Annotated in this window: 11 protein-coding genes and 1 pseudogene; 9 read left to right on the top strand and 3 right to left on the bottom strand. The window is 61.7% G+C overall.

What is annotated here, in order from left to right:
* From OBACDRAFT_RS13060 to proC, 4 genes and pseudogenes are all read left to right on the top strand, one after another.
* Positions 1-305 (top strand): annotated as a pseudogene (locus OBACDRAFT_RS13060) (hypothetical protein); the annotation flags it as partial.
* Positions 306-366: 61 nt separating this feature from the next.
* Entirely contained in the window at positions 367-1,236 is an 870-nt protein-coding gene (folD, locus tag OBACDRAFT_RS13055; RefSeq protein WP_043586255.1) for a bifunctional methylenetetrahydrofolate dehydrogenase/methenyltetrahydrofolate cyclohydrolase FolD, read from the top strand.
* Between the two features lie 4 nt (positions 1,237-1,240).
* The gene (locus OBACDRAFT_RS13050) at positions 1,241-2,377 is read left to right on the top strand and encodes an ATP-binding response regulator (protein WP_043586254.1); all 1,137 of its coding nucleotides are present in this window, start codon (positions 1,241-1,243) and stop codon (positions 2,375-2,377) included.
* A 17-nt stretch (positions 2,378-2,394) separates the two neighbouring features.
* Positions 2,395-3,210 (top strand): pyrroline-5-carboxylate reductase, encoded by an 816-nt coding sequence (gene proC, locus OBACDRAFT_RS13045; protein WP_043586253.1) that lies wholly within the window; start codon positions 2,395-2,397, stop codon positions 3,208-3,210.
* Positions 3,211-3,952: 742 nt separating this feature from the next.
* On the opposite strand, the gene OBACDRAFT_RS13040 is transcribed toward proC, so the two are convergent.
* Together OBACDRAFT_RS13040 and OBACDRAFT_RS26620 are read right to left on the bottom strand one after the other, a co-directional pair.
* Positions 3,953-6,199 carry a WD40/YVTN/BNR-like repeat-containing protein gene (locus tag OBACDRAFT_RS13040; RefSeq protein ID WP_112787781.1) on the bottom strand — a complete coding sequence of 749 codons (2,247 nt, stop codon included), beginning with the start codon at positions 6,197-6,199 and terminating at the stop codon, positions 3,953-3,955.
* Between the two features lie 196 nt (positions 6,200-6,395).
* Positions 6,396-7,055 (bottom strand): DUF3465 domain-containing protein, encoded by a 660-nt coding sequence (locus tag OBACDRAFT_RS26620; protein ID WP_081722032.1) that lies wholly within the window; start codon positions 7,053-7,055, stop codon positions 6,396-6,398.
* Between the two features lie 253 nt (positions 7,056-7,308).
* Here OBACDRAFT_RS26620 and OBACDRAFT_RS13030 point away from each other — a divergent pair, with 253 nt between their 5' ends.
* From OBACDRAFT_RS13030 to OBACDRAFT_RS29820, 3 genes are all read left to right on the top strand, one after another.
* Complete coding sequence (locus OBACDRAFT_RS13030) at positions 7,309-8,784, top strand: FAD-linked oxidase C-terminal domain-containing protein (protein WP_043586259.1); 1,476 nt, start codon at positions 7,309-7,311, stop codon at positions 8,782-8,784.
* A gap of 50 nt (positions 8,785-8,834) precedes the next feature.
* Positions 8,835-9,251 (top strand): four helix bundle protein, encoded by a 417-nt coding sequence (locus OBACDRAFT_RS13025; RefSeq protein WP_043586251.1) that lies wholly within the window; start codon positions 8,835-8,837, stop codon positions 9,249-9,251.
* A gap of 71 nt (positions 9,252-9,322) precedes the next feature.
* Positions 9,323-10,999, top strand: coding sequence for a (Fe-S)-binding protein (locus OBACDRAFT_RS29820; RefSeq protein ID WP_052361936.1), 1,677 nt, complete (start codon positions 9,323-9,325; stop codon positions 10,997-10,999).
* Positions 11,000-11,283: 284 nt separating this feature from the next.
* Here the strand turns inward: OBACDRAFT_RS29820 and OBACDRAFT_RS13015 are convergent, their stop codons facing one another.
* On the bottom strand, positions 11,284-12,072 hold the full coding sequence (locus OBACDRAFT_RS13015) for a class I SAM-dependent methyltransferase (protein ID WP_232767100.1): 789 nt from the start codon (positions 12,070-12,072) through the stop codon (positions 11,284-11,286).
* A 274-nt stretch (positions 12,073-12,346) separates the two neighbouring features.
* Here OBACDRAFT_RS13015 and OBACDRAFT_RS13010 point away from each other — a divergent pair, with 274 nt between their 5' ends.
* Both OBACDRAFT_RS13010 and OBACDRAFT_RS13005 read left to right on the top strand, forming a co-directional pair.
* A complete protein-coding gene (locus OBACDRAFT_RS13010) occupies positions 12,347-13,030 on the top strand; it encodes a hypothetical protein (RefSeq protein ID WP_043586248.1) in 684 nt (227 codons plus the stop codon).
* A gap of 104 nt (positions 13,031-13,134) precedes the next feature.
* Positions 13,135-14,523, top strand: coding sequence for an acetylxylan esterase (locus OBACDRAFT_RS13005; protein ID WP_043586247.1), 1,389 nt, complete (start codon positions 13,135-13,137; stop codon positions 14,521-14,523).
* Positions 14,524-14,561 lie beyond the last annotated feature (38 nt).

The following is a 14,561-nucleotide window of genomic DNA, read 5'->3' as shown; positions in this document are numbered from 1 at the left end:
GCACATCCCCCGTCACCCATGCCCCCGCTGGCACCGCAGCCACGCAAGATTCGCTCGGCCTGCCCCGCATGATTCTCGGCACCTTTGTTTCCAGCAAACAAGCCTTCCGCCCCCGCCGCCCCTACGACTACCAACTCAACGACGACGCCGGCACCCGCTACGCCTACGTCGATCTCAGCCGCCTGCTCCTCACCGAGCAGATCGACCGCTTCATCGGCCGCAAAGTCGTCGTCTTCGGCACCATCCGCCCCGTCTCCGGCACCAAGGACATCGTCATCGCCGCCGAGACCCTGAAACTCCAGTAACCCAGTCTTTTTTTGCGCCCTTTCGCGCCTTTTTGCGGCCATCAAAAATCCCTTCACCACCATGCAACTCATCGACGGAAACCAGATCGCCACCGCCATCATTGCCGAACTCAAGGCCGCAGTCGCCGCCCTCCCCGGCCGCAAACCCTGCCTCGCCCTCGTCCGCGTCGGTGACGATCCCGCCTCCGTTTCCTACGTCCGCAAAAAAGAAAAAACCGCCGCCGAAATCGGCATCGAAGGCCGCACCCTCCTTCCCCCCGAAACCATCACCCAGCCCGAACTCGAAAAAATCATCGACGACCTCAACGCCGACCCCGCCGTTGACGGCATCCTCGTTCAATCCCCCTTGCCCAAGCACCTCGACGAAGCCGCCATCTTCCGCCGCCTCGACCCGCGCAAAGACGTCGATGGCTTCCACACCATCAACATCGGCAAAATCGCCCAGGAAGACGACACCGGCTTTGTTGCCTGCACCCCCGCCGGCATCATGGAACTCCTCGCCCGCTCCGGCGCCGACCTGCGCGGCAAACACCTCGTCGTCCTCGGCCGCTCCCTCATCGTCGGCAAACCCGTCGGCCTCCTCGCCCTCCAGAAAAAAGCCGGGGCCAACGCCACCGTCACCTTCTGCCACTCGGCCACCACCGACCTCCCCTCCATCACCCGCCAGGCCGACGTCCTCATTGCCGCCATCGGACGCGCCGAGTTCGTCACCGCCGACATGGTCAAACCCGGCGCCGTCGTCATCGACGTCGGCATCAACCGCGTCCCCGACCCGTCACGGAAAACCGGATACCGGCTCACCGGCGACGTCCACTTCCCGAGCGTCTCCCCCCTCGCCTCCAAGATCACCCCCGTCCCCGGCGGCGTCGGCCCCATGACCGTCTGCATGCTCATGAAAAACACACTCAAGGCGCGCCAGCTCGCAAACTAGGCACATGTCCGCTGCCACCACCGGCCGAATCCTCGTCGTTGACGACGAACCGCTCAACGTCGCCATTCTCAAACGCGCCCTCCAGCGCGCCGGCCTCACCGTCGCCGCCGCCCACAACGGCCCCGACGCCCTGGCCCTCGTCGCCAGCCACCGCCCCGACCTCATCCTCCTCGACGTCATGATGCCCCACATGGACGGCCTCGAAATCTGCCGACGCCTCCAGGCCAACGACGACACCCGCTCCATCCCCGTCATCTTCATCACCGGCCACACCTCCAAACAGGACAAACTTCACGGCCTCGGCGTCGGCGCCGTTGACTACATCACCAAGCCCATCGACCTCGAAGAAACCCTCGCCCGCGTGCAGACCCAACTCCGCTTCGTCGCCATCAACCGCGAAGTCGTGGACCTCCAGCGCCGCCTCCAGGAATCCCGCCGCGCCGCCACCCTCGGCGCCATCACCCAAGGCATCGGCCACAACCTCAACAACCTCCTCGGCGTTGCGCTCGGCTACCTCGAACTCACCAAACTCCGCATCGACCGCCCCGCCGAAGTCACCAAAAACCTCGCCCAGATCGAGACCGCCCTCAAACGCATTGTCGCCATCGTCCGCCAGCTCGCCCACCTCGCCGTCGAAACGCGCCTCCCCACCCTCGCCAGCCCCCTCGACCAGACCCTCGCCAACGCCATCACCCGCTACCGCATCGAGTCCGGACGCGACGAAGCCGCCTCCCCCATCACCCTCCAAAACCCCCTCGGCGACCTCACCCTCCACACCCACGTCGAAGCCCTTGAGGACGCCATCGTCAAACTCCTCCACAACGCCTGGGAAAGCTACGGAGGCGACACCTTTACCGGCCCTCGTCCCGTCACGATCAACACCGCCATCCCCGATCACCCCGGCAAACCACCCGCCCTTGAAATCCGGATACAAGACCGTGGCCGCGGCCTCGATCCCGAAGTCCGCGACACCCTCTTCGAACCCTTCATCAGCACCAAGAACACCGTCGGTGTCGGCATGGGCCTTACTGTCGCCCGCCACACCCTGCGCACCATGGGCGGCGATCTCACCATCGACGACAACCCCGGCGGCCCTGGCGCCACCGCGCGCATCCTGCACCCACTCGCCACCAACAACTAACAACCAACACCCAGCACATGATCTCCTTCATCGGTTCCGGCAACATGGCCACGGCCATTGTCACAGGACTTCTCGCCAACAAAATCTGCACACCCGCCCAAGTCGCCTGCATCGGCGGCCCCGCCGACGACACCGCGCAAAAACTCTCCGCCCGCACCGGTATCCGAACCGCCGCTACACTCGACGACCTCCTCTCCCCCCCCCCCCCCGCCCCCGGCGTCGATGTTGTCGTCGCGGCCATCAAACCCCAGCAACTCGCCGACATGCCCCCCGCCCTGGCCGGACTCACACGCGGCAAACTCGTCCTCTCCATTCTCGCCGGAAAACCCCTCTCCGCCCTCGCCGCCGTATTTCCGCACGCGCGCAACCTCGTTCGCGCCATGCCCAACACCCCCGGAGCCATCGGTGCCGGCATCACCGGCTGGTGTTCGCTGCATCCGCTCGCCGACGCCGACCGCACTCTTGTCACCAACATCCTCAACTCCCTCGGCAAACACGTAGAACTCGCCGAAACCCAACTCGACGCCGTCACCGGACTCAGCGGCAGCGGCCCTGCGTATGTATTTGAATTTGCCGCCGCCCTGCGCGAAGCCGGCATAGCCGCCGGACTCCCCCGCGACACCGCGCAACTCCTCGCCATCGAGACCCTCCTCGGCTCCGCCCGTCTCATGTCGCAAACCGGCACCGAACCCGAGACCCTGCGCAACCAAGTCACCTCCCCCAACGGCACCACCTACGCCGGACTCCAGCGCATGGCCGCCCGCGACTTCCGCGGCCTCATCCAGGAAACCGTCCTCGCAGCCAAAACCCGCTCCGAAGAACTCAGCCGCTGAACCGTGCGCAGAAGCGGCCATTTTCCCTCTGGCACGACGGATTTCCCGCCACGGCGCAACGGATGCAACGCCATCAGCCTGCTGGTGCCTCTCGGCGTGGCGACCGTCGCGCCGTTGCGGGAAATCCTGTCTTTATGGCGGACTGTCGCTGCCGCTCGAAACGCGCCCATTAGCGTCCATTCGCGGTTGGCTCGACTGCCTTGAACGAAAATTTCAGCCACCGGAAACGTCGAAGAACCAAATGACTCTTTATCCAAAGTCATCTTTGTTTCATTTTCGTTTCCTTCTGTTCAAAAACTGAACCTTTAGAGCAGTTTCATTTAAGCTGTAGCCATTTGATACCTGGTAGGGAGGCCTCTCCGAGGCCGTATCCATTTAGCGGAGAGGAGAAGTGGTGGAGGGGGCAACTCTGGCGCGGTAGCGCCTGGGAGCGCCGGCATCTTGCCGGCAGACGACGCGAAGCGTCGTTGGGTCGGCATCAAAAGTGGCGCGGGCGTCCCGCCCGCTTCGGAACAGAATGCGGGCGGGACGCCCGCGCCACTTTGCCATCAGCAAGATGCCGGCGCTCCCAGACGCTACCGCGCCAGATCCAACCTTGTCCGCATGTCCCTCCCCCCCCTCGCTAAACAGTTACCCGAGGCCTCCCTACCAGGTATCAAATGGAATCCTGTCTTTTTATTCGCGTCCATTCGCGACCATTCGCGGTTGGATTGGGGAGTTTCTTGAACCCGTTTTTGTCCGCTCAGCGCTCCATTCCGTAAGCGAAACCCGCTCCCGCGAACCCGACATAGACTTTGCCGAAAACGTCTTTGTCGCCATCCAGAGCGTCGATCCAATCTGTAATGCCAAGCGGATACGCGCAGATTTTCTTCCACGTTTTCCCCTCATCGGTGGAACGATAAATGCCCGTCTGACCGTCTTTGATTCCAGCAACAAAAACGGTCGGATAACCATCTTCCGTCCGGGCTTTGCCCAAACCGACGTTGAATGCCTGCTGGAGACCGGGGATCGCCGTCCACGTGACGCCGCCGTCGGTCGAACGCCGCAGCCCGCCGCCCGCGCCATCCGCAAACCAAAGATGTCCGGCGTGGCCGGGAGTTGATTTCAAAATGAGGTTCCAACGATTGGAAACCGGGTTGCCGGCTCTTGAAAAATTCGCCCCGCCGTCAGTGGAGCGGAGAAACCCATCCTGCGGAGTGTAGAGATAAAATGTGCCGGGCAGAACGCGGTCGGCGCAGAGGGGTTTTTGCGATGTGTAATGCGCGTGAAATCCCGTCTTGGTCACGCCGCCGAGCGAGGAGCGCAACCATGTCGCACCGCGGTCGGCGGTGTAATACGGCAGCGCACCTTGCGAGGGCATCCAGACGATGTTGTCCGTGCTGTTGGCGGATACCGCGATGACTCCGTATTCCAAATCCTTGGGCGCGCTGCCATTTTCCAATGCCGGGAAACGTGTCCACGTCTGGCCTCCGTCCGTCGAATAACCGCTGGAATTGGGATGCGGCACGTGGTCGAGATGACTCCGAAACACACCGGCAATGAACTTCGGATTTGTCGCGCACCAATCGAGCGCCCAAGCGGACATGAAACCGGGATGCGACTTGCGCGCCGTGTAGGCATCGAGGTCGTCAAAATAAAACGCTCCCAAATCCCACATCGCCGCCACTGGCTGCCCGCCGGGCGGAGCGATCACATCGTTGCCGCACATCTCTTCGATGCCCTCGCTGACCGAGTGCCATTCGATCTCAGGCGTAGTCAAATTCTCGCTACGCCAGACACCGAACCCTTCCGCAAACCAGAGTCTGCCCGGTTCAAACGGATCGAAACCAATCTCGCCCATGCTGAGCCAGTAGTTGGTTTGCCGTTCCTGCCATTGGATGTTCGCGCTCTTGAGACGAAACCCGTGACTGCTCCAAGTGACACCCTGATCGTTCGACACAAAACATTTCCCGCCATTGAGCATGGCAACGATTTGGCGGGCGTTGTGTGGATTCACCGCCACCGCCCACCATGCGCGGTTGACACCGCCATCCGGCGACGGAGGCGTGATGTTTGCCCAACCCCCATTATTGTATCCAGAAATCGAATACCTCCACACGCCGCCTTCGGCTTTTCCGTCAGCATTGTCGTAAACGACATAAAATGCGCGGTCAGGCCCGATGGCCGCATCGCGCGGTTTTCCAACGTTGCCCGGACCGGCGTCGGAAATTCTGGTCCAGCTCAGGCCCGCGTCTGCGGTCTTGTAAACACCGCCCGCATCAACGGTGACATAGATCACGTTCGTTTTTCTGGGAGCGCCGGGCTGGGGCCCGGCGCTCCCAGATTTCGGATCGAAGGTGACGGTGTTGACGCCATGTTTGGGCGTGCCGGCAGGAATGCCTTCCACTCTCGCCCAAGTGTTGCCGCCATCCTCGGTGCGCCAGAGGCCGTCCGACATGGAGCCGAAGTAAACCACATCGCTGTTCGCCGGGTCCACGGCCAGCCGTTCGCCTTCCTGACGGCCTTCACCATTTGGCTCCATCTTGACTTTGTTTTCCGCAAAACGGGTGGCGACCCATGTATCGCCCCGGTTGATACTCTTGTAAATTTGTCCATCAGCCTCGCCGTAAGGCTTCCCGGCAAACGCCATATAGGCGACGTGCGGGTCTTTGGGTGCGCTGACCAGACTGTCCACGCCGCCATAATTCCCATACGACAGCGCCTCCGCAGGCATGCTGGACGTGGTGACCACCTGTTTCCACGCCGAGGCGGCGGCATCCCAACGATAGGCACCGGAAACGTCGGTGCGCACATAGACCAGATTTTTTTCCGTTGGGCTGATATCCATGCCCGTCACCCAACCACCGCCGCCGATCTTCATCGGCTTCCATGTGTAGCTGGCGGTCAAATCCTCCCCCCCTCCCCCCCCCTGCGCATGGAGGCAAAATAATATTTGCGCCCAAATAATGATTCCCGCGGGAAGCCCTCGTGTTTTTTTGTTTTTTGTCATGGTCATGCTCATGGGATTCTTTCCCCAAAATGTCCGCCGCCTTGGTTTTCATTTTTTGCCGCGACACTCCGGAGCAACGTGCGACATCCAATGATCGTGACGCGGGAACTCATGCGCGGCACTTTGTTTTCGGGCAATCCAGACTCAAGCCCGTTATCCGCGCACTCCGGTTCCCTCGCTTATCAGAGCCTGCGAGTCACAGAAAAATTTTGCCGTTGGCGCTGATAAAACCGGTGGGATGGCGTCCCTTACGGTCGCGATGCGTCCAGTGGATGGTGCCGCCTTTGTCGCTCCAAACATACTCGCCGTGAAATTCGATATTGTCGCCAACCGCCAGCGGTTCAACGCGCGGGGCAACGTCGATGTTGTGCGCGACCAGGAGGGTTTGTCCGCTCGCCAGTTCGATGATGAAACGTTGGTGCCGGCTGCCCTCAAGGTCGTCGGGCAACAGGCGTTTGACCACGCCTTTGCCGGAAACGGCGACGTCGCTTTTTTTCTGCTCGAACAGCTGCCTCAACGTGGCGTCGCTGTCAGCGAGCGCACCCGTGGAGGCGGACGCGACGGAGGAGGAGGCGGCGGCGGCGGTGCTGGTGCTGGTTTGGGTTGGTTTTGGTCTGCCGGTGACGCAGCCCGGATGGTTGCGCACCGGCACATGCGGACGATAACCGGCGTTTATCGCCTCATCGTAATTGCGAAAAATTTCCGTGCAATTGCGGCAGTTGAAGTCGGGGCATCCCGGCGCGTGAAAAACATGGCTGTTGCGGTTGCCGTGGTATTCCACGGCATGGACGAGCGCGGCGGCCTGCCAGAGGAAAAACAGACTCAAAACAATCCAGCGACGTGTGTTTTTGGGCATCATTGCCAGTCATTGGAAATTGAAGGGGGAATATTTGAACAGGAAAAAACGGAGGGCACAAAAAAACGAGGCCACCGCACTTCCCATGCGTTCATCAGGAATGAACGTTCCCGGTCTTTTTTATCAATACGCTCAGAACCGCTCACATTCGTGATTTCCAACCCCCGCCGCGTCTGCCAAGCATGGACCTTCGACCAACCTTTCCCGACCTTTTCCTGCGAACACCGCCGACCACCTCGCTCCAACCATGACCATGCCCGCACCCTCCGCCGCATCCGACTCACCCGCGCCCGTGTCCCCCGCGCTCCTCGCGCAACTCGCCAGGATTTTCCCTCCCGAGCGCATCCTCTCCACCCCCGAGCATCTCCTCGCCTACAGTTACGACGGCACCGCCGCCCTCCAGTCGCTCCCCGCCGTCGTCGTCCTCGCCAAAACCCCGCAGGAAATCTCCGCCCTCCTCAAACTCGCCAACGGCAACAGCAACGGCATCCCCCCCCCCCCCCCCGGTGCCACCGCTGGCGACGCCAACAAAACCTTCCCTGTCATCACGCGCGGTTCCGGCACCGGGCTCAGCGGCGGCACCGTGCCGGTCGTCCCAGGCTCCGTTGTCCTCTGTACCGCTCAGATGGATACGATCATCGAAACCGACGCCGCCAACCTCACCCTCCTTGCCGAGGCCGGAGCCATCACGCAAAAAATCGCCGAGGCCGCGTCCGCCGCCGGACTCTTTTACCCGCCCGATCCCGGCTCCGGAAAAATCTCCACCATCGGCGGCAACGTCGCTGAAAACTCCGGCGGCCTGCGCGGCCTCAAATACGGCGTCACCCGCGACTACGTCATGGGCGTCGAAGTCGTCCTCCCCAACGGCGACATCGCATGGTTCGGCTCCAAATGCGTGAAGGACGTCGCCGGCTACTCCATGCGCGACATTTTCATCGGCAGCGAAGGCACCCTCGGCGTCATTACCAAAGTCCTCCTCAAACTCGTTCCCAAGCCCGCCGCCAAGCGCACCCTCCTCGCGCTCTACAACACGATGGAGGCCGCAGCCGACACCGTCTCCGCCATCATCGCTCAAAAGATCATTCCCTGCACCTTGGAGTTTCTCGACCAGACCACCGTTCGCTGCGTCGAGGACTACGCGCACATCGGCCTTCCAACGGACGCCGCCGCCGTGCTCCTCATGGAGACCGACGGCCCCGCCTCTGTCGTTGAAGCCGAGGCCGCCGCCATGCGCGACATCGCCCTCGCGCGCGGCGCGACCTCCGTGCAAATCGCCGCCGACGAGGCCGAGTCGCAACGCCTTGCCGCTGCGCGCCGCGTGGCCTTTTCCGCACTCGCCCGCGTATCCCCGACAACGATACTGGAGGACGCCACCGTGCCGCGCAGCGAACTGGCGAAGATGGTGCGTTTCTGCCGCGAATGCGCCGACCGTCACCACCTGCGCGTCGGCATTTTCGGACACATGGGCGACGGCAACCTGCATCCGACCTTTCTCACCGACGAGCGCAACACCGAGGAAATGCACCGCGTCGAAGCCGCCATGAAAGAGATATTCGACTACGCCCTCAGTCTCGGCGGCACCATCACCGGCGAGCACGGTGTGGGCGTGGCGAAGAAGGCGTTCCTGACGCGCCAGTATTCCAACGCCAGCATGGATGCGATGCGTGTGCTCAAACGCGCGTTCGATCCCGCGGGCGTGCTCAATCCGGGCAAGATATTCGATCTGTAATAGAACCAAGGCAGAACATTTAACGTTTAACATTAAACGCTTAACATTTAATGAAAAAACCCTTGCCCGATCCAAAATACGATTTGGAGGAACGTCTCTTGGAATTTTCGACACGTATCATTCGCGTGACGGAATCCATGAAACGTTCCCGAGCAGCCAACCACGTCGCAGACCAATTACTGCGCTCCGGCACATCTCCCTATGGAAACCACGGCGAAGTCGGAGGCGCGGAATCACTCAATGATTTTCTCCACAAGCTACGCATCTGTCACAAAGAACAACGCGAGTCTTATCGCTGGCTGCGCTTGGTGCAACGTGCCGCCCTCGTTCCCAAGCCCAAACTCCTAGAACCTCTCATCACCGAAGCCGAAGAGTTGGTGCGCATTTTTGCAGCGAGTATCCGCACTGCGGAAAAACGACGTAAAACAATCAGCAAATCCAGCGACAACACTCCACCCATTAATTGAGGGACACTCCATTGAATGTTAAATGTTCAACGTTAAATGTTAAATGTTCGTCCGTCTCCCCAGCGGCCTCTATTGTCAACGAACATCCCGCGTCCGCCCCGCGTTCTGACAATCCCAGCCTTCTCGCGCACCTCGATTATTCCGTTCTCCAGCAGTGCATGCACTGCGGCATGTGTCTGCCGACCTGTCCGACCTACGACGCGACCAAACTCGAACGCCACAGCCCGCGCGGGCGCATCGCGCTCATGCGCGCCATCGCCGACGGGAAAATCGAAGCGACAAAAGCCTTCGGCGACGAAATGTATTTCTGCCTCGGCTGCCTCGCCTGCGAAACCGCCTGCCCCGCCGGCGTCAACTACGCGCAACTCTTCGAAACCGCCCGCGCCGAAGTCGAACGGACAAACATCCTCTCCGCCCCGCAGCGCAATTTCTGGCGCGCCACCGTCGTCAAATTCCTCTTCACCCGCCCCCGTCTCCTCCGCCTCTTCGGACGCGGGCTCTGGCTCTGGCAGGCCACCGGCGGACAATATCTCTTCCGCAAACTCCGCCTCAACCACCTCCTCCCCCCCAACCTCCGCCGCCTCGAACCCCAGGCCCCGCGTATCCAAAAAAAATTCAGCCACCAACTCATCCGCCCCATCGAACGCCCTGAACGCCCAACATCGAACATCCAACATCCAACATCCAATAACCAGACCACGCAAACCGTCCTCCCCCCCCCCCCCCCTTCACCCACTGGCGCGGCAGCGCCCCACTTCGATGTTGGATGTTCTCGCCCGCCGCAGGCGCGGCGAGTCGCTCTCCTCACCGGCTGCGTGCAGGACCTCGTGTTTTCCGATGTCAACCGTGACACCGCCGACGTGCTTCTCGCCAACGGTGTCGAAGTCCACACCCCGCCCGTGCAACCCTGTTGCGGCTCGCTCCACGCGCACAACGGCGACCTCGCCGACGCCCGCTCCCTCGCCCGCAAACTCATCGACCTGATGCCGCCGGAAAACTACGACGCCATCATCACCAACGCCGGCGGTTGCGGCGCGCACCTCAAATCCTACGGACACCTCCTTCACGACGATCCCGCCTACGCCGCCCGCGCCGCCCTCTGGGACAAAAAAGTCCGCGACATCCACGAATACCTCGCCGAGATTGGATTCCGGAAACCGGAACCCAATCCCGGCGAACACCCAACATCGAACGCCGAACATCCAACATCCAATGAGGAAACCTGTGATGGCGAAAACTGCGAACGCAACGGCACCGCCCGCTGCTCACGACGTAGCGCCAAGGACAACGCACATTCCTCTCCACACATGCATGCCACCGCATCCTCCACTTCGACGTTGGATGTTGGATGTTCGACGTTCGACGTTCGCATTCGTGATAAGTCACCGGCACAGAAGGTGCCGGTGACTTATCACGAATCGTGCCACCTTTGCCACGGACAGAAAGTGACCCGCCAACCACGCGACCTGCTGCGCTCCATTCCCGGCGTCGAACTCGCCGAGTTGCCCGAGTCCAACTGGTGTTGCGGCAGCGCCGGCATCTACAACATCACGCAGCCCGAGATGTCCTCAAAACTCCTCAACCGCAAACTTGACCACCTTGCTGCGACCGGCGCCACGCTTGTCACGACTGCGAACCCCGGCTGTCACATCCAGCTTGAGAACGGACTCCGTACCCGAGGACTCACTACACCCGTCCGCCATCCCGTCAGCCTCCTTGCCGAAGCCTATCGCCGCGAACACCGCTAAAGCGTTTTCAGTTGAGATGCAGCCGTTGTTTTAACGGTAGGGAGGCCTTTGTGCCCTCTGCCGAGGGCAGCCCTTCGGGCCATCGCCTTCGGCGATGCCATCTCCGCGCTGCTGCGCTCCGTCCGAGGCCTCCGAAACCACGCGCCATCCACCTATGAATTTTGCATCCTCCCACCACGCACGGCGGAGGCCTCGGAGAGGCCTCCCTACCAGGTATCAAATGGCTACAATTCTTAATTAACATGCGCTAACGAAGCCCATCCTCCCCCCCCCCGCCCCCCTCGTCACTCCCGCCGCGCCAGCACGAGCCAATCCCACGGAAGCGGTTCGCTCATCCACTCCGGCGGATTGTGAAACTCCGTGGACCACGGGTAAGTGATCTTGTCGATCTCCAGCACCTCCATCTGGTGGCTGGCGAGCAGCACTTCGAGTTCCTCCTTCAAGTGATGTTTGGTCGGCACGCCTGCAAGCGAACGGATGCCCTGGTGCAACTCACGCACCGAACCACGCGCAGGGAGGCTGTCGCGGATCGCGGCGGCGCAATCAAGACCATCGCGCAAACACCAGTCGATGCGGCGAAATTGCGTGTAAAGCATCGACTCGGTCGAAGGCACAACGAGCAGCAGATGTCCGCCGTGACGCACCTGGGCGGTGACGGCGCGCAGCGCGCTCATGCGCACATCGAGCGAGGCCATGATGAGCACGTTGACGCAAAGCACGAAATCCACCGGATCGAACGGATGCGGTTCACGCGCCAGGTCGGTTTGCTGAAACACCACATTGTCCAGACCGTCGCACGCCCGCCGCGCCTGATCGAGCAACCTTGGCGAAAGATCGCAGGCATGCACACGGCCAAAATGCTCCGCGAGCAACGGCGTGAAATTTCCCACTCCGCAACCTAGGTCCGCCGCCGTGCCATCCGCATCCGCCAGAGCACGCACATGACGCTCGACCAACCCGTCGGTGTCATGCTCACGCACACTGAAAATTTCGCCGTCATAGTTTTCTCCAATCGCATCCCAGTAGGCGCGATTCATTTCCGAATACGATGAAGACGTGTTTTGTTCTGCCATTGTGCCAAGAAAGAGCCTGAACAGCACGCACGGCAAGGGATGATTCCCCCACACACGCCCCGGTATGCCCCACTCCTGACCCGGTTAATGCAAACGACCGACACTACAATTGCATAACCTTTTCTATTACAATAGAAACCATCATGAATCCATAAGGTAATCGCTTGACATATGCACACGGTAAAACCCTCATTCCCACCGCATCCCCCTCATTTCCCTGCCCTGATTCCACCTCGACTGCCGCCCGTTCGACTCCGGCAGCGGGGTTTCTACCATGAAAATCCTGTTCTATATGACGGCGACGGCACTGTTGTGGGTGCCGGCGTTGTGGCTGTTTCCCAAAAAACACCGTCTGGTGCGACTCTCTCATGTGCTGGACAACGACATGCCTTGGTGGCGCCTGTTTGAACGCTCCCTTGTTATCAACCTGGTGCGGGCGTGGCTCGGGATGACCGTATGTTTTTCCGATCCCAAGATGGATGCGTCCGAATTCGCATGGATGTCCATGATCCCCGCCATAGGAGTGCTCATGCAACTCTGGCGCGGCTGGACGCCGACGAATCAAGTGAGGCCCGCCCCAGTGGCCTACCTGACCGGCATCACGCTGGCGATGATGCCGCTGGCCTGTGCGCTTGGGGCGGTCACGCTGGCCATCACCCTCGCCATGTCCTTTCGCAGGATCAGGGTGTTCTTTCTGGTCGGCGCCATTGCGGTGCCAGTGATCGGACACCTGTTTGGCGCGCCCGTTCTGGAGAGTTTGCTGACGGGGGCGCTCTATTTCCTGCCGCTGCTGGTCACCGCAAGCAGAAGCAGGCCGCCCGGACTGTGCCTGCCAATGAAGTATATCCAGCACTCCCGCCTCACGTCGCCCACCCGGGATGTCCCGATCATGGATTCACGTCCGCCCTTCCCGATCAGCCTGAACCGCAATCCCAACCGGCAACACCGCTGGCACTAACCCGCCTTCTTGGCAGGACCGTGGATGCGATCGCAACTCCGGGGACAAACCCGGTCTTGTTCCCCGCCTGCCGCCAGCGTAGCGTTGGTTTCGCTTCATCGAATATGAAACCAACCCTCCCGCTCCTCGCCCGCCGCTTGCGCGCTTTGCGAATCCTGACCCTCAGCCTGACCGTCTCCTCGGTCCTCTTTGCGGCTCACACCGCCACCGCCGATCCCGCCGTCGGTCCCGTGCCGGCCCACGCCTCCGCCCGCGTCGCCACCGTGCAGGTGCGAGTCGCGCCCGACCACCGAGACTGGACCTACACCCCGGGCGAACCGGTCAAATTCACCATCAACGTCACCGCCGACAACGAACCGCTCGAAGGCGCAATCATCAGTTATCAATTTGGTCCTGAAAAATTCACTACATCCGCCCAAACCGTCACCGTTCCCGCAGGCGGACTCGTCATCGACGGCGGCACAATGGACGCCCCCGGCTTTCTCACCTGCATCGCCACCACACAAGTCGGCGGACGCACCTACCGCGGCCTCGCCACCGCCGGCTTCTCGCCCGAGAAAATCCAGCCCACCCAAACCGAACCCGCCGACTTCGACGCCTTCTGGCAGGCCGGGCTCGACGAACTCAAAAAAGTCCCCCTCGACCCGACCCTGCAACTCGTGCCCGAATCCAGCACCGGCAAGTTCAACGTTTATCACGTCAGCTTCCGCACCATCGGCGCTGCCGGCCCGCAGTATTTCGCCCGCATCTACGGCATGCTCTCCGTGCCCAAAGCCCCCGGCAAATACCCCGCCATCCTCCACGTTCCCGGCGCCGGCGTCCGCCCCTACGGAGGCGTGCGGACCGAGGGTGCCATCACGCTCCAGATCGGCATCCACGGCATCCCCGTCAACCTCCCCAACGAACTCTACGACCATCTGCGCACCGGCGCACTCGACGGCTACCCCACCTACAACCTCGATAACCGCGACCGTTACTACTACCGCCGCGTTTATCTGAGCTGCGTGCAGGCCAACAATTTTCTCACCTCGCAACCCGAATGGGACGGCAAAAACCTCGCCGTCACCGGCGGCAGTCAGGGCGGCCAACTCACCCTCGTCACCGCCGGGCTCGATTCCCGCGTCACCGCCCTTGCCGCCCACTACCCCGCTTACTGCGACGTGACCGGCTACCTCCACGGACGCGCCGGCGGCTGGCCCCACATGTTCCGTCCCAAGTCCGACGGCTCCGCTGCCGACGCCACCACCGTGGCCAAAATCACCACCACCGGCTATTACGACGCCGTCAACTTTGCCCGCCGCATCAAAGCGCCCGGCCACTACACCTGGGGCTACAACGACGAGACATGCCCGCCCACCTCCATGTATGCCGCCTACAACGTGATCACCGCTCCCAAAACGCTCACGCTCGCGCTCGAAGCCGGCCACGCCCCCGTCCCCGAGGAAAGCGCCGCCGCCCGCAACTGGCTGGGAAACTTCCTCGGCCTGAAGTAACCCCGCCCGCAAGGAACGCCGGGCCCCAAGCCCGGCCT

It is taken from the genome of Geminisphaera colitermitum TAV2 (genome assembly GCF_000171235.2).
GTDB lineage: Bacteria > Verrucomicrobiota > Verrucomicrobiia > Opitutales > Opitutaceae > Geminisphaera > Geminisphaera colitermitum.
This window is presented reverse-complemented; position numbering and strand designations above follow the sequence as displayed.